This window comes from Bacteroides sp. Ga6A2 (assembly GCF_000702225.1).
In the GTDB taxonomy this organism is placed as follows: domain Bacteria; phylum Bacteroidota; class Bacteroidia; order Bacteroidales; family Bacteroidaceae; genus Ga6A1.
In genome coordinates this window covers 43,302-58,268 of the sequence record NZ_JNKX01000013.1, presented here as the reverse complement: position 1 = coordinate 58,268, position 14,967 = coordinate 43,302, and the positions used below count along the sequence as shown (strand labels likewise).

Annotated in this window: 23 protein-coding genes; 22 read left to right on the top strand and 1 reads right to left on the bottom strand. The window is 43.5% G+C overall.

Going from position 1 to position 14,967, the window contains the following annotated elements:
* The first annotated feature begins 10 nt into the window (after positions 1 to 10).
* The 3 genes from T538_RS0103800 to T538_RS0103790 are packed head-to-tail and all read left to right on the top strand — an operon-like array spanning position 11 to position 2,526.
* Positions 11 to 985 (top strand): M28 family peptidase, encoded by a 975-nt coding sequence (locus T538_RS0103800; protein ID WP_031532256.1) that lies wholly within the window; start codon positions 11 to 13, stop codon positions 983 to 985.
* A gap of 14 nt (positions 986 to 999) precedes the next feature.
* The gene (locus tag T538_RS0103795) at positions 1,000 to 1,428 is read left to right on the top strand and encodes a SufE family protein (RefSeq protein WP_031532255.1); all 429 of its coding nucleotides are present in this window, start codon (positions 1,000 to 1,002) and stop codon (positions 1,426 to 1,428) included.
* A 9-nt stretch (positions 1,429 to 1,437) separates the two neighbouring features.
* Positions 1,438 to 2,526 (top strand): hypothetical protein, encoded by a 1,089-nt coding sequence (locus T538_RS0103790; RefSeq protein WP_155992977.1) that lies wholly within the window; start codon positions 1,438 to 1,440, stop codon positions 2,524 to 2,526.
* Here T538_RS0103790 and T538_RS0103785 read toward each other — a convergent pair.
* Entirely contained in the window at positions 2,523 to 3,593 is a 1,071-nt protein-coding gene (locus tag T538_RS0103785; protein ID WP_081834849.1) for a C1 family peptidase, read from the bottom strand. The two genes, T538_RS0103790 and T538_RS0103785, sit on opposite strands and share 4 nt — an antisense overlap.
* A 123-nt stretch (positions 3,594 to 3,716) precedes the next feature.
* On the opposite strand from T538_RS0103785, the gene T538_RS0103780 reads away from it, so the two are divergent.
* The 19 genes from T538_RS0103780 to rpsN all read left to right on the top strand — a co-directional run bounded on the left by T538_RS0103780 (position 3,717) and on the right by rpsN (position 14,910).
* Positions 3,717 to 4,040: a DUF3467 domain-containing protein gene (locus tag T538_RS0103780; RefSeq protein ID WP_031532252.1), complete on the top strand. Its 324-nt coding sequence runs from the start codon at positions 3,717 to 3,719 to the stop codon at positions 4,038 to 4,040.
* 825 nt (positions 4,041 to 4,865) lie between these two features.
* The gene (rpsL, locus tag T538_RS0103775) at positions 4,866 to 5,246 is read left to right on the top strand and encodes a 30S ribosomal protein S12 (RefSeq protein ID WP_031532251.1); all 381 of its coding nucleotides are present in this window, start codon (positions 4,866 to 4,868) and stop codon (positions 5,244 to 5,246) included.
* Positions 5,247 to 5,389: 143 nt separating this feature from the next.
* Positions 5,390 to 5,866, top strand: coding sequence for a 30S ribosomal protein S7 (rpsG, locus tag T538_RS0103770; protein ID WP_031532250.1), 477 nt, complete (start codon positions 5,390 to 5,392; stop codon positions 5,864 to 5,866).
* Between the two features lie 21 nt (positions 5,867 to 5,887).
* Positions 5,888 to 8,008 (top strand): elongation factor G, encoded by a 2,121-nt coding sequence (gene fusA / locus T538_RS0103765; RefSeq protein ID WP_031532249.1) that lies wholly within the window; start codon positions 5,888 to 5,890, stop codon positions 8,006 to 8,008.
* A gap of 94 nt (positions 8,009 to 8,102) precedes the next feature.
* Positions 8,103 to 8,408, top strand: a complete 306-nt coding sequence (rpsJ, locus tag T538_RS0103760; RefSeq protein ID WP_031532247.1) for a 30S ribosomal protein S10 — start codon at positions 8,103 to 8,105, stop codon at positions 8,406 to 8,408.
* A 32-nt stretch (positions 8,409 to 8,440) separates the two neighbouring features.
* A complete protein-coding gene (gene rplC / locus T538_RS0103755; protein ID WP_031532246.1) occupies positions 8,441 to 9,058 on the top strand; it encodes a 50S ribosomal protein L3 in 618 nt (205 codons plus the stop codon).
* Positions 9,058 to 9,687 carry a 50S ribosomal protein L4 gene (rplD, locus tag T538_RS0103750; RefSeq protein WP_031532245.1) on the top strand — a complete coding sequence of 210 codons (630 nt, stop codon included), beginning with the start codon at positions 9,058 to 9,060 and terminating at the stop codon, positions 9,685 to 9,687. The genes rplC and rplD overlap by 1 nt, the downstream gene beginning before the upstream one ends.
* 12 nt (positions 9,688 to 9,699) lie before the next feature.
* Positions 9,700 to 10,146: a 50S ribosomal protein L23 gene (gene rplW / locus T538_RS0103745; protein ID WP_031532244.1), complete on the top strand. Its 447-nt coding sequence runs from the start codon at positions 9,700 to 9,702 to the stop codon at positions 10,144 to 10,146.
* 7 nt (positions 10,147 to 10,153) lie between these two features.
* On the top strand, positions 10,154 to 10,978 hold the full coding sequence (gene rplB, locus T538_RS0103740) for a 50S ribosomal protein L2 (RefSeq protein WP_031532243.1): 825 nt from the start codon (positions 10,154 to 10,156) through the stop codon (positions 10,976 to 10,978).
* A gap of 20 nt (positions 10,979 to 10,998) precedes the next feature.
* The gene (gene rpsS / locus T538_RS0103735; RefSeq protein ID WP_031532242.1) at positions 10,999 to 11,262 is read left to right on the top strand and encodes a 30S ribosomal protein S19; all 264 of its coding nucleotides are present in this window, start codon (positions 10,999 to 11,001) and stop codon (positions 11,260 to 11,262) included.
* Between the two features lie 41 nt (positions 11,263 to 11,303).
* Positions 11,304 to 11,708 (top strand): 50S ribosomal protein L22, encoded by a 405-nt coding sequence (gene rplV / locus T538_RS0103730; RefSeq protein WP_031532241.1) that lies wholly within the window; start codon positions 11,304 to 11,306, stop codon positions 11,706 to 11,708.
* Positions 11,709 to 11,712: 4 nt separating this feature from the next.
* Positions 11,713 to 12,444, top strand: a complete 732-nt coding sequence (rpsC, locus tag T538_RS0103725; RefSeq protein ID WP_031532239.1) for a 30S ribosomal protein S3 — start codon at positions 11,713 to 11,715, stop codon at positions 12,442 to 12,444.
* Between the two features lie 13 nt (positions 12,445 to 12,457).
* A complete protein-coding gene (gene rplP, locus T538_RS0103720; RefSeq protein WP_031532238.1) occupies positions 12,458 to 12,883 on the top strand; it encodes a 50S ribosomal protein L16 in 426 nt (141 codons plus the stop codon).
* Positions 12,884 to 12,885: 2 nt separating this feature from the next.
* On the top strand, positions 12,886 to 13,080 hold the full coding sequence (gene rpmC / locus T538_RS0103715) for a 50S ribosomal protein L29 (protein WP_031532236.1): 195 nt from the start codon (positions 12,886 to 12,888) through the stop codon (positions 13,078 to 13,080).
* Positions 13,080 to 13,343 carry a 30S ribosomal protein S17 gene (rpsQ, locus tag T538_RS0103710; protein ID WP_031532235.1) on the top strand — a complete coding sequence of 88 codons (264 nt, stop codon included), beginning with the start codon at positions 13,080 to 13,082 and terminating at the stop codon, positions 13,341 to 13,343. The genes rpmC and rpsQ overlap by 1 nt, the downstream gene beginning before the upstream one ends.
* 2 nt (positions 13,344 to 13,345) lie before the next feature.
* On the top strand, positions 13,346 to 13,711 hold the full coding sequence (rplN, locus tag T538_RS0103705) for a 50S ribosomal protein L14 (RefSeq protein WP_031532234.1): 366 nt from the start codon (positions 13,346 to 13,348) through the stop codon (positions 13,709 to 13,711).
* A gap of 18 nt (positions 13,712 to 13,729) precedes the next feature.
* Positions 13,730 to 14,050, top strand: a complete 321-nt coding sequence (gene rplX, locus T538_RS0103700) for a 50S ribosomal protein L24 (protein WP_031532232.1) — start codon at positions 13,730 to 13,732, stop codon at positions 14,048 to 14,050.
* Positions 14,050 to 14,604, top strand: coding sequence for a 50S ribosomal protein L5 (gene rplE / locus T538_RS0103695; protein WP_031532231.1), 555 nt, complete (start codon positions 14,050 to 14,052; stop codon positions 14,602 to 14,604). Before rplX ends, rplE begins: the two co-directional genes overlap by 1 nt.
* 6 nt (positions 14,605 to 14,610) lie before the next feature.
* On the top strand, positions 14,611 to 14,910 hold the full coding sequence (gene rpsN / locus T538_RS0103690) for a 30S ribosomal protein S14 (protein ID WP_031532230.1): 300 nt from the start codon (positions 14,611 to 14,613) through the stop codon (positions 14,908 to 14,910).
* Positions 14,911 to 14,967 lie beyond the last annotated feature (57 nt).

Here is a 14,967-nt window from a genome sequence, read left to right as displayed (position 1 = left end):
AATTCTTTGTATGAAGATAAATAAGATTGTTTTTTTACTGCCTTTAGTAACTCTGTTCTTTTCGGCTTGCCACAGTCAGACATCAAAATCTAGCAGCGCAGAGGCCGATTCAGTTGTTCTTGCTCCGTCTTTTAACGAAGATAGCGCATTTGTTTTTGTCCAGAAGCAATGCGAGTTTGGACCAAGAACGATGAATTCTAAGGCTCACGACAAGTGCGGAGATTATCTGGTTGCGACTTTCAAAAAATACGGTGCAACGGTAACTGAGCAGTTTGCCGATGTTAAGGCTTTCGACGGAACGGTTCTGAAAAACCGAAACATCATTGCATCTTACAACGTTGACAACGGTGCACGAATACTGGTTTGCTCGCACTGGGACTCTCGTCCGTGGGCTGATGCCGACCCTGACGAGAAGAATCACAAAACTCCCGTTATGGGAGCAAACGACGGAGCGAGCGGCGTTGCCGTGATGCTCGAACTGGCTCGCCAGATTCAGCAGAAGAACATAAATGTAGGCATCGATTTCATCTGCCTTGATGCCGAGGATTACGGCACAGACAACGACGAGGATTCGTGGGCTTTGGGTGCTCAGTATTGGGCTGCAAATCCGCATGTGGCAGGCTACAAGGCACGCTACGGCATTCTGCTCGACATGGTTGGCGGACAGGGGGCGCGTTTTATGCAAGAGGGTTTCTCGCTCGAGTATGCGCGCTCGGTCGTGAACAAGGTCTGGAACGCTGCCGATGAAGCTGGATATTCTTCAGTATTCCCTCGCAAGCAGGGCGGCTACATCACCGACGACCACGGTCCGATAAATAAAATAGCAAATATTCCGACAATCGATATAATTCCTTATTACGAAGGAACTTCGTGCTCTTTCGGCCCAACGTGGCACACGATAAACGATGACGTAGAGCACATCGACAAATCAACTCTAAAGGCTGTCGGACAGACAATGATGCAGGTTATATACAACGAAAAGTAAAAAGATTTTATAGGATGAAACAAACTATTAACGAGATTCAAGATGAGGTTATCGAAGAGTTCTTGGATGTAGAGGATTGGATGGACAAGTATCAGATGCTTATCGACTTGGGAAATGAGCAGGAGCCGCTCGACGAGAAGTATAAGACAGAGTCGAACCTTATCGACGGTTGCCAGAGTCGTGTGTGGCTTCAAGCTGATTTGGTCGATGGCGTTATTCATTTTCAGGCAGAAAGCGATGCGCTTATCGTAAAGGGCATCGTGGCGTTGCTTATCCGCGTGCTCTCAGACCATACTCCCGACGAAATTCTCGGTGCAGACCTTTATTTTATAGAGAAAATCGGACTGAAAGAGCATCTTTCTCCAACCCGAAGCAATGGCTTGCTTGCAATGATTAAGCAGGTCAGAATGTATGCATTGGCTTTCAAGGCTAAAATGGCTTAAATTTCGTTTATGTACAGACGAATTTTCTTTTCTTTTATAATTCTGTCTGTTTCAATCTTTGCCTCTGCGCAAGAATTGGAATGGAATGTTGATGCCAACGGCTTCTTCGACAATATGGAATTGTCGAGCAAGCATCGCAACGACGGAACTCTGACTGGCTTTTGGATTGAGCCGAAAGTCGGTATCAGAGATAGCGTCCATGCGCTTAGAGTTGGCTATGGGGCGGTGAATTGTTGGGGTGGCGAGAAGATGTTCAACAACGAGACTCTCACCCTTTATTATATGTACGACGGCGCTCCGTTCCGTGTTCTTGTCGGGGCGTTTCCGCGCGAGGAGTTGTATGGTGATTTTCCGACTTGCATCTTCAGTGATTCGTTGAGATATTTTAACAAGAATGTTCAGGGCGCGTTGTTTCAGTATGGAACGGACAAGGGCTATGTAGAAGCTTTGCTCGACTGGACTGGTCAGATTGGACACAACCGTCACGAGCAGTTCTTGGCGGGCTTGTCAGCCCGACTGAATATGGGACATGCTTACATGGGCGTTCAGGGATATTACTATCATTACGCTCTCACGCTCGATGCTCCTGCCGATATGCACATTCAGGATTATTCAATCTCGAATGGTTTCCTTGGCTACGATTTTACTGAGCAGACATCGCTCGATACTCTTTCTGTTCAGTGTGGCGTCCTCTTCGGAATGGAGAGAGACCGCCGCGGAAAGACGCTCGATTGGAATCTTCGCCCCGGAATTCTTTTCGAGGCAACTTTGGGCTTGAAATGTCTGTATCTTAAAGAGACTTTCTACTGCGGAAAAAGGCAGCAGATTCAGGGAGATTTAGGCATTAACAGATGGTATTGGAACGACCCTTATTATCGTTCAAAAATCTACAACCGAGTTGATGCTCTCTATCGCTTTGCCCATGGCAGAGGATTCGAGGGTTACATCGGTGCCGTTGCCCATTTTGATGGAGATGTGATTGACTGGCAGCAGCAAATAAAGGTTTCAGTCTCGCTTGGCAACATGAAGCAGCACAAGCGAAAACTCCTCAGAAATATAAAAAAGAATGCTTTCTCAGACAGGAAGATAAAACTTTAATCGTCAATAAGTTTCAAAGCGTTGCGGTGTAGGGCAATACAGATTGTGTTTGCCTTGAAATAGTCTTCCGACATCATCAGCAAGCCTCTGTATGGGCCTCTAACGCCGTAAGAGTCTTTTATAATAAAGTACGTCTTTCCGTATTGGTCGTAAGCCAGTCCGATGGCGTGCATGGCGTGGTCGTCTGTAGTTTCGAACGTTTCCAGTAATTTCGCCCTTTTCTTCGTTGTCATCGAACTTCTTTTCGGATAGAATGCAAGGCCGAATTCCGGCGCGTAGCCTTCGTTCGACACATCACCATCCCAGACGAATGTGTAACCTTCTCTGATTGCCTTCTTTGCCAGATTCAGCAGAACGTCGAGTTCCAGATTCAGCATGTCGTAATCCTCCCAGTTGTCGGGAGAGTCGAGGTGACATCTTTTGTTGTAAGGCTGAAACGGACTATTGGTAATCTCGATGTAGTTGTCCATGTTCAACTGAAGATGGTTGGCAAACGATTCGGGAGTAAAGTCCTTGTTGTTATATCTGAAAGTTTCGGGTTTCTTACCTAAAGCCTTGTCTACGATTGCCGTGATGCCTTCGGTAACTTTGTCGTAGCCGATGCCTTTCTTTACATAATCCTTCAGCGAGAGTTCGAGCGTGAATCTCAGTTCGCTGTAGTTCACTTTCTTTTGCTGATATGTCGAAAGAGGAACGATTCCGTAGTTCTTAACCACGTTGAAACACGAATGAGGCAGACTTCCCTTGCGAAACTCTTCGTGCCCTGCCATCCGATAGTAGTGCAGCGACTGGTCGATTAGTTTACCTCTGTAAACATAGTCGTAAGAGAGGTTTACAGAGTCCACTCCGAGGCGCAGCATCTCCGACTCGAGCATCGACAGGGTAGAGAAAGCCCAGCAGTTGCTTGAGTATCCCTGATGTTTTACGGGTGTGTATCTGTTAAGTACTTCGATAGAAAAGGAAAGGTTGGGAATCTTGGTTTCGTTTTCTTGAGCCTTGCTGCAATAACTCGAAAGTATAAATAACAGTGTAAGTATAATCGTGTGCCGAATACAATCCTTAGTCATATATAATATAAGGTATATTTTAATAATCGTTTACAAATATACAAATTTTAATGATTGTTGGAACCTTGTTTCCAAATAAAATTGTATATTTGCATTACATACTATTTTATCAAATATTATAACATGGAAAATAACAACAAAAAACAATTGGAAATCGAAGTGTCTCCAGAAGTGGCACAGGGTATATACTCAAACTTAGTTGCAATAACTCATTCTACCTCAGAATTTGTGGTTGATTTTGTCCAGATGATGCCGGGAGTTCCAAAGGCAAGCGTTAAGAGCAGAGTAATTCTTGCTCCTGAACATGCTAAGAGATTGCTTTATGCATTGCAAGACAATATTTCTAAATTTGAGTCGAACGTTGCTCCAATTCAGTTGCCAGAGCAGAAGGCGCAGAAGGGCGACACTTACGTTCCTAATTTATCAGATTTTAAGGGAGAGGCTTAATAAGCCTCTTTTTTTGTATATGATACGCGTTGCATAAGCAGGTTTGCAACAGTTTGTAAAACATCTTTCAGGGTACGGGGCTGCAAGAAGATGTGCATCTTGATGCAAGCAAGAAACTTTGTTCAAGATTCGTTGAAGGTACGGGGTAGGAACGGAGTAGCTACGGGGTAGCAACGGGGAAGGTACGTTGAAGCAAGCAGGAAGGTTCGAGATGGGTTCGAAATGCTTATATTGATGCAAGCCGGAAGGAAGCCAATCCATAGCCAATAAAATGCCGGAGGGTAGCCAGTGAATAGCCATACTGTCAAAGCAATAGAATAATTATCGTAATTAAGCTAAACTGAAATTTTCTGTATTACGCTTAAAGTGAGGGCAGGATTTCTTCAAATGTGTTGCTGTTAGGTTATTGGGCTGATAGGTGTTCTCCAGATAATTGAGGATAATCATTAAAAGAAATGCAGATGGTTCGTAGTATTGTTATCCCTGAGCGTTTCCCAGAATCGCCGGGATATTATTCCGAATAGGTGTATATAATAAGGTTGTAATTCGCATAATGCACCGCTCAATAATCGAGAAAATATGTTGTGAAACATTATTTTGAATTTTGCTGATTGTGTCTGTTTTAGACCTTAAATGAGGTAAAACCACTCCATAATTCTTAATAAATGTTAAAAGATGTTAAATTTTAATACGGCTGGATATGAAACTTATTATAAGGTACGGTTATTTGAAATTTTATTAGTAATTTTGCAGTCCAAAATGGGCACTGCCCAAAAGGTTTAAATCGGATAATTACAAATAATATAATAATTTAATAAAAACAAAATGCCTACTATTCAACAGTTAGTAAGAAAGGGAAGACAGGTATTGGAAGACAAGAGCAAGTCACCTGCTTTGGATTCATGTCCACAGCGTCGCGGTGTTTGTGTTCGCGTTTACACTACAACCCCTAAGAAGCCTAACTCAGCAATGAGAAAGGTTGCTCGTGTTCGTTTGACAAACTCTAAGGAGGTTAACTCTTACATCCCAGGTGAGGGACACAACTTGCAGGAGCACTCAATCGTGCTTGTTCGCGGTGGTCGTGTTAAGGATCTTCCGGGTGTACGTTATCACATTGTTCGTGGAACACTTGATACTGCAGGAGTTGCAAACCGTACACAGCGTCGTTCTAAGTATGGTGCTAAGCGTCCAAAGGCTGGCAAGTAATTCGTACACAAGAACAAAATCCCTTTTAAACTATTAATTATTTAATTTGTTTTGTTTGTTGGAAGCACAAGGTTGAGTAAATGGTTCGGTGGAACCGTTGAAGAGCGAAAGCAGCCCCAAACTAAACATTATTTATCAAAACAATGAGAAAAGCAAAACCAAAGAAAAGAGTGATCCTTCCAGATCCTGTTTTCAATGACACAAAGGTTTCTAAGTTTGTGAACCATCTGATGTATGATGGAAAGAAGAATACATCTTATGAGATTTTCTATGCAGCTCTTGAGACTGTAAAAGCAAAACTTTCAAATGAGGAGAAATCAGCTCTCGAAATCTGGAAGAAGGCTTTGGAAAACGTAACTCCACAGGTTGAGGTTAAATCACGCCGTATCGGTGGTGCTACATTCCAGGTTCCAACAGAGATCCGCCCAGATCGTAAGGAGTCTATTTCAATGAAGAATCTTATCCTTTTTGCTCGTAAGCGTGGTGGTAAGACTATGGCTGACAAGCTTGCATCTGAAATCATGGATGCTTACAACGAGCAGGGTGGTGCTTTCAAGCGTAAGGAAGATATGCACCGTATGGCCGAGGCTAACCGTGCATTTGCTCACTTCAGATTCTAATCATTTAAAAGAAGTTATATTATGGCAAAAACAGATTTGCACTTTACACGAAATATTGGTATCATGGCTCACATCGATGCCGGTAAGACAACAACTTCTGAGCGTATCCTTTTCTACACTGGTAAGACTCACAAGATTGGTGAGGTTCACGAAGGTGGCGCAACAATGGACTGGATGGCGCAGGAGCAGGAGCGTGGTATCACTATTACTTCAGCTGCAACAACTACATTCTGGAACTGGGATAACCACCAGTACAAGATCAACTTGATTGATACTCCGGGACACGTTGACTTTACTGCTGAGGTTGAACGTTCACTTCGTGTGCTCGACGGTGCAGTTGCTACATATTGTGCAGTAGGTGGTGTTGAGCCACAGTCAGAGACTGTATGGCGTCAGGCTGATAAGTACAATGTTCCACGTATCGGTTATGTTAACAAGATGGACCGTTCTGGTGCTAACTTCTTCGATGTTGTTCGTCAGATGAAGGATGTACTTGGTGCTACAGCTGTGCCTATCAATATTCCAATCGGTGCAGAGGAGAACTTCAAGGGTGTTGTTGACCTTATTAAGATGAAGGCTATCCTTTGGCACGATGAGACAATGGGTGCTGACTACGATGTAGAGGATATTCCTGCTGAGTTGGCAGACGAGGCTGAGGAGTGGAGAACAAAACTTCTTGAGTATGCTGCTGAGTGCGACGAGGCTTTGATGGAGAAGTTCTTCGAGGATCCTTCTTCTATCACAAATGAGGAACTTATCGCTGCTATCCGCAAGGGTACGCTTTCTATGCAGATTACTCCAATGTGCTGCGGTTCTTCATTCAAGAACAAGGGTGTTCAGACATTGCTCGACTATGTTTGTATGTTCTTGCCTTCTCCAGTAGATACTCCAGCCGTTATCGGTACAAACCCAGACACTGGTGCCGAGGAGGATCGTCGTCCTGCAGAGGATGAGAAGACTGCTGCTCTTGCATTTAAGATTGCAACTGACCCATATGTTGGTCGTTTGACATTCTTCCGTGTTTATTCTGGTAAGGTAGAGGCTGGTTCTTACGTTTACAACGTTCGTTCAGGTAAGAAGGAGCGCGTAAGCCGTCTGTTCCAGATGCACTCAAACAAGCAGAACCCAGTTGACGTAATCGGTGCTGGTGATATCGGTGCAGGTGTTGGTTTCAAGGATATCCGTACTGGTGATACACTTGCTGACGAGGATGCACCAATCGTACTTGAGTCAATGGAGTTCCCAGAGCCAGTTATCGGTATCGCAATCGAGCCTAAGACTCAGAGCGACGTTGATAAGTTGGGTATCGGTCTTGCTAAGCTTGCTGAGGAGGATCCAACATTTACTGTTAGAACTGACGAGCAGAGCGGTCAGACAGTTATCTCAGGTATGGGTGAGCTTCACTTGGATATCATTATCGACCGTTTGAAGCGTGAGTTCAAGGTTGAGTGTAATCAGGGTAAACCACAGGTTAACTACAAGGAGGCTATCACTCAGACCGTAATGGGTCACCGTGAAATCTACAAGAAGCAGTCTGGTGGTCGTGGTAAGTTCGCTGATATCATCGTTAATGTAGGTCCTGTTGATGAGGACTTCAAGGAAGGTGGTCTTCAGTTCGTTAACGAGGTTACTGGTGGTAACATTCCTAAGGAGTTCATCCCATCTGTACAGAAGGGCTTCGAGAATGCAATGAAGAATGGTGTTCTTGGCGGATTCCCAATGGATTCTTTGAAGGTTGTTCTCGAGGATGGTTCGTTCCATCCTGTGGATTCTGATCAGCTTTCATTCGAGATCTGTGCACTTCAGGCATACAAGAACGTATGTGCTAAGGCTAAGCCAGTCTTGATGGAGCCTATGATGAAGCTTGAGGTTGTAACTCCAGAGGAGAACATGGGTGATGTTATCGGTGACTTGAACAAGCGTCGTGGTCAGGTTGAGGGTATGGAGAGCAGCCGTTCAGGTGCTCGTATCGTCAAGGCTATGGTTCCACTTGCTGAGATGTTCGGTTACGTTACAGCACTTCGTACTATCACTTCAGGTCGTGCAACATCTTCAATGACTTACGATCATCACGCACCAGTATCAAGCTCAATCGCTAAGGCTGTGCTTGAGGAGTGCAAGGGTCGTACAGATCTTGTATAATTAGGATAAATCGAGTTAGAGGTGCCAGTTAGCGAATGACTCTTAACTGGCATACCTCTTACTCCTTATTGTATTAACAATTTAATAAAACAAAATGAGTCAGAAAATTAGAATTAAACTAAAATCTTACGATCACAACTTGGTTGACAAGTCTGCCGAGAAGATTGTAAAGACAGTTAAGGCAACAGGCGCTATCGTTAGCGGTCCTATTCCATTGCCAACACACAAGCGTATCTTCACTGTTAACCGTTCTACATTCGTTAACAAGAAGTCTCGCGAGCAGTTCGAGCTTTCTTCATTCAAGAGACTTATCGACATCTATAGCTCTACAGCTAAGACTGTTGATGCTTTGATGAAGCTTGAGCTTCCAAGTGGTGTAGAAGTTGAGATTAAGGTTTAGTACATTAAAAGATTTTATTAAAAATTACTGAAATGCCAGGATTATTAGGAAAGAAAATCGGAATGACATCCGTATTCAGTGCCGAGGGTAAGAATGTACCATGCACTGTTATCGAAGTAGGTCCTTGTGTTGTTACTCAGATTAAGAGTGTCGAGAAAGATGGTTACGCTGCCGTTCAGGTAGGTTTTCAGGAAGCTAAGGAGAAGAATACTTCTAAGCCAATGATGGGACACTTTAAGAAGGCTGGTGTAACACCAAAGCGCCACTTGGCCGAATTCAAAGATTTTGACACTGAGTACAACCTCGGTGACGTAATTACAGTTGAGCTGTTCAACGATGTTAACTATGTTGACGTTGTTGGTACATCTAAGGGTAAGGGTTTCCAGGGCGTTGTTAAGCGTCATGGTTTCGGCGGTGTAGGCCAGAGCACTCACGGTCAGGACGACCGTCTGCGTAAGCCAGGTTCTATCGGTGCTTGTTCATACCCAGCAAAGGTATTCAAGGGTATGCGCATGGGCGGCCAGATGGGTGGCGACCGTGTTACTACTCACAACCTACAGGTGTTAAAGGTTATTCCTGAGCACAACCTTCTTTTGATTAAAGGTTCTGTTCCGGGATGTAAAGGTTCAATCGTAATAATTGAGAAATAATGGAAGTTAATGTATTAAATATTAAGGGCGAGGAAACCGGTAAGAAGGTTACTCTTAACGATGCAATCTTTGCTATCGAGCCTAACGATCATGCTATTTATCTTGACGTAAAGCAGTACATGGCTAATCAGCGTCAGGGTACAGCAAAGTCTAAGGAAAGAAGTGAGGTTAGCGGTTCTACTCGCAAGCTTGGTCGTCAGAAAGGTGGCGGCGGCGCTCGTCGTGGTGATATCAACTCTCCAGTTTTGGTTGGTGGTGGTCGTGTATTCGGTCCAACTCCACGCGACTATGGCTTCAAGTTGAACAAGAAAGTTAAGGCTCTTGCTCGTAAGAGTGCTTTGTCTTACAAGGCTCAGGCAAACGCTATTTTGGTAGTTGAAGATTTCAATTTTGAGGCTCCAAAGACTAAGGAGTTCGTTGCTATGTCAAATAATCTCAAAGTTGCTGATAAAAAGTTGCTTGTAGTTTTGCCAGAAGCAAATAAAAATGTATATTTGTCTGCTCGTAATATCCAGCGCGCTGACGTAGCTATCGCTTCTGCAATTAATACTTACAAGGTGTTGAATGCAGACGCTTTGGTCGTTACTGAGAGTTCATTGAAGGAAATTGAAAAAATCTTAATCAAGTAAGGAGGTTAGAATATGGCATTTATTATCAAACCGCTGATTACAGAGAAAATGACTGCAATCACAACTAAGTCTTCTGAAGATAAGAAGCTTTACACCTCAGAGAAGAATGCTCAGGCTAAGAATGCAACCGCTGAAGTTGTCAAGTATGTTGTAAAGACAAAGAATGGCAAGTACAAAGGCGGCGTTCAGAAGGAGAAGACAGTTTACTCTTACACTAAGCCGGCTCAGGTAAAGTATGGTTTCCTTGTAAAGCCAGAGGCTAACAAACTTGAGATTAAGAAGGAGGTTGAGACTCTATACAACGTAACAGTTGTAGCAGTTAACACTGTTAACTACGCAGGTAGAAACAAGAGCCGCTACACAAAGGCAGGTCTTATTAAGGGCCGCACAAACGCTGTCAAGAAAGCAATTGTGACTTTGAAGGAAGGCGATACTATTGATTTTTATAGTAATATTTAAATAAAAGATGGCAGTACGTAAATTTAAGCCCACAACACCGGGTCAGAGACACAAGATTATTGGTACTTTCGAAGAAATTACTGCATCAGTACCAGAAAAATCTCTTGTATACGGTAAGCGTTCAACAGGTGGCCGTAACAATGTCGGAAAGATGACAATGCGCTACAACGGCGGCGGTCACAAGAGAAAATTCCGTTTTATCGATTTCAAGAGAGAGAAGGATGGTGTTCCAGCTGTAGTAAAGACAATTGAGTACGATCCAAACCGTTCGGCTCGTATCGCATTGTTGTTCTACGCTGATGGTGAAAAGCGTTATATTATTGCTCCTAACGGTCTGCAGGTTGGCAGTACTCTGATGTCTGGAGAGAAGGCAGCACCTGAGGTCGGTAATGCACTTCCATTGCAGAACATCCCTGTCGGTACTGTAATACACAACATCGAGCTTCGTCCGGGTCAGGGCGCTCTCCTTGTTCGTTCTGCAGGTAATTTCGCTCAGTTAACTTCACGTGACGGTGACTATTGTGTTATCAAGTTGCCTTCAGGCGAGCTTCGTAAAGTTTTGGGCACATGCAAGGCTACAATCGGTAGCGTAGGTAACTCAGACCACTCACTTGAGTCATCAGGTAAGGCAGGTCGCTCACGCTGGTTGGGCCGTCGTCCACACAACCGTGGTGTCGTTATGAACCCAGTTGATCACCCAATGGGTGGTGGTGAAGGTCGTCAGTCTGGTGGTCACCCACGTTCACGTAAGGGATTGTATGCTAAGGGTCTTAAGACAAGACGTCCAAAGAAGCAGTCTAACAAGTATATTATCGAAAGAGCTAAAAAGTAACTAAGTTAATTGAGTAAATTATGAGTCGTTCATTAAAAAAAGGTCCATACATCAACGTAAGTCTTGAGAAGAAGATACTTGCTATGAATGAGAGTGGCAAGAAGAACGTTGTTAAAACATGGGCTAGAGCTTCAATGATTTCCCCAGATTTCGTGGGACATACAGTTGCAGTTCACAACGGAAATAAATTTATTCCTGTTTATGTTACTGAGAACATGGTTGGTCACAAACTAGGTGAATTTGCTCCAACACGCAGATTCGGCGGCCACGCAGGTAAGAAATAGGAACGAGATTTGTTAAGATTAAAAAGAAGAATAATATAATCATGGGCAAAAGAAAGAAGATTGCTTCTGCTGCAAGAAAAGAGGCACAGAAAACCCAGTCTTTCGCTACAATGCGAAATGTTCCTTCTTCACCACGCAAGATGAGATATGTTGTTGACATGATTCGTGGAATGGAGGTTAATAGAGCACTTGGTACTTTGAAGTTCTCAAGCAAGGCTGCTTCTGCTGGCGTAGAAAAGTTGTTGCGCTCAGCAATCGCAAACTGGGAACAGAAGAATGATCGCAAGGCTGAAGAGGGCGAACTTTTTGTAACTACAGCATTTGTTGACGAGGGTGTAACTCTTAAGAGAATGAGACCAGCACCACAGGGTAGAGGTTACAGAATCCGCAAACGTTCAAATCACGTGACTTTGTACGTTGATACAAAAACTAATGATAAAGACTAAATAGATGGGACAGAAAGTTAATCCGATAAGTAACAGACTTGGTATTATCCGTGGTTGGGATTCTAATTGGTATGGCGGCAAGAACTTCGGCGATTCTCTGCTAGAGGACAGCAAAATCCGCAAGTACCTGAATGCTCGTCTTGCTAAGGCTAGCGTTTCAAGAATCGTTATAGAGCGTACATTGAAGCTCGTTACTATTACTGTTTGCACTGCCCGTCCGGGTATTATCATTGGTAAGGGTGGCCAGGAAGTTGACAAACTTAAGGAAGAGTTGAAGAAGATTACTGATAAGGACATCCAGATCAACATCTTCGAGATAAAGAAGCCAGAACTCGATGCAGTCATTGTTGCTAACAACATCGCTCGCCAGGTAGAGGGTAAGATCGCTTACCGCCGTGCTATCAAGATGGCTGTTGCAAACACTATGAGAATGGGTGCTGAGGGTATCAAGGTTTTGATCTCAGGTCGTCTTAACGGTGCAGAAATGGCACGTTCTGAAATGTTCAAGGAAGGCCGTACTCCATTGCACACTTTCCGTGCAGATATCGACTATTGCCACACTGAGGCTCTGACTAAGGTTGGTTTGCTTGGTATCAAGGTATGGATCTGCAAGGGTGAGGTTTACGGCAAGAGAGATCTTGCGCCTAACTTCGTTCAGGCTAAGGAGAATGGTCGTGGTAATGGTAACAACAACGGCAAGAGAAATTTCAGAAACAAAAAGAACAACAATCGCTAATTAGTTAGACATTATGTTACAACCAAAAAGAACCAAATATAGAAGACCGCAAAAGGGCCGCTGCAAAGGTAATGCCCAGAGAGGTAACCAGTTGGCCTTCGGTACATTCGGTATCAAGTCTTTGGATACAAGATGGCTTACAGGTCGTCAGATTGAAGCTGCCCGTGTTGCTGTAACACGTTATATGCAGCGTGAGGGTCAGATTTGGATTCGTGTCTTCCCTGATAAACCAATCACTAAGAAGCCAGCCGACGTCCGAATGGGTAAGGGTAAGGGTGATCCAGTAGGATACGTATTCCCATTGACTCCTGGTCGTATCATCTTCGAGGTAGAAGGTGTACCTTATGAAATCGCTAAGGAGGCTTTGCGCCTTGCTGCTCAGAAGCTCCCAGTGACTACAAAGTTTATTGTTAGACGTGATTACGATAAAAACGCTTAATTATGAAGATAGCAGAAGTAAGAGAATTGTCAGATAAGGATTTAGCTGAAAGAATAGAGACTGAGGTAGCTAACTACAATCAGATGAAGTTAAATCATTCAATCTCTCCGTTGCAGAACACTGCACAGATTAAGGCGTTGCGCCGTACGATTGCTCGTATGAAGTCAGAATTGCGTCAGAGAGAACTTAAAAAATAATGCTCCTCATGGAAAGAAATTTAAGAAAGCAGAGAACAGGTGTTGTTATTAGCGACAAGATGGATAAGACTATTGTTGTTGCCGCTAAGTTTAAGGAGAAACACCCTATCTATGGTAAGTTCGTTAGCAAGACTAAGAAGTACCATGCACATGACGAAAAGAATGACAGTCATGTTGGTGATACAGTTTTGATCATGGAGACTCGTCCATTGAGCAAGACTAAGAGATGGAGACTAGTTGAAATTATTGAAAGAGCTAAGTAATTATGATACAGGCAGAATCAAGATTGGTAGTAGCTGATAACAGCGGTGCTCGTGAAGCTAAGTGTATCCGTGTATTGGGTGGAACTAAGCGCCGTTATGCTTCTGTAGGTGACACTATCGTTGTCGCTGTACAGAATGTTATCCCATCAAGTGATGTAAAGAAGGGTGCGGTATCAAAGGCTTTGATTGTACGTACTAAGAAAGAAATTCGTCGTGCTGACGGTTCTTATATTCGTTTTGATGATAATGCTTGCGTATTGTTGAACAATGCAGGTGAGTTGAGAGGTAGTCGTATTTTCGGTCCTGTTGCACGTGAGTTGCGTGCTGCTAACATGAAGGTTGTTTCATTAGCACCTGAAGTACTTTAATTTTATAAGTATACAGTAATGAGTAAGTTACATATTAAGAAAGGCGATACAGTTTACGTCAATACTGGTAAGGATAAGGGAAAGACTGGTAAGGTGGTTAAGGTCTTCGTTGAGGAGAACCGCGCTATCGTTGAGGGTCTTAACATGGTATCTAAGAGCCAGAAGCCAAGTGCTCAGAACCCAAATGGCGGTATCGTAAAGCAGGAAGCCCCTATTCATATCTCTAACTTGAATTTGGTTGACCCTAAGTCAGGTAAGCCAACTCGTGTGGGTATTAAAATTAACGAAGATGGCACTAAGGTGCGCGTCGCTAAAAAATCTGGAGAGGAGATTAAGTAATGAGTAATACTGCAAACCTTAAAAAAGTCTATGCTGAGAGCATCGCTCCAGCATTGATGAAACAGTTCAATTATAGCTCAAAGATGCAGATTCCTGTACTGAAGAAGATTGTCATCAACCAGGGTCTTGGTATGGCTACTGCAGACAAGAAGATCATCGATGTTGCTATCAATGAGATCACAGCTATCACAGGTCAGAAGGCTGTAGCTACAGTTTCTCGCAAGGACGTTGCAAACTTCAAGTTGCGTAAGAAGATGCCTATCGGTGTCATGGTAACATTGCGTCGCGAGAAGATGTACGAGTTCCTTGAGAAGTTGGTTCGCGTGGCATTGCCACGTATCCGCGACTTCAAGGGTATCGAGAGCAAGTTCGATGGTCGTGGTAACTATACATTGGGTATTCAGGAGCAGATCATCTTCCCAGAAATCAACATCGATTCTATCGAGCGCATTTTGGGTATGAACATCACTTTCGTTACAACTGCGAAAACAGACGAGGAGGGTTACGCTCTTCTGAAGGAGTTTGGTTTACCATTTAAGGACGCTAAAAAATAATAAAGTATGGCAAAAGAATCAATGAAGGCTCGTGAAGTAAAGAGAGCTAAACTTGTTGCTAAATATGCTGAGAAGCGTGCTGCTTTGAAGAAGATTGTTAACACTGGCGATGCTGCTGAGGCATACGAAGCTGCTCAGAAGTTGCAGTCTATTCCAAAGAACGCTAATCCTATCCGTCTTCACAACCGTTGCAAGCTGACTGGTCGTCCAAAGGGCTATATCCGTCAGTTCGGTATCTCACGTATTCAGTTCCGCGAGATGGCTTCAAACGGTTTGATTCCAGGTGTAAAGAAGGCAAGCTGGTAATAACAGAACATTTTTAAATATTGTCAGGGTAGTCCTGATTAATTTAATAACATTTAT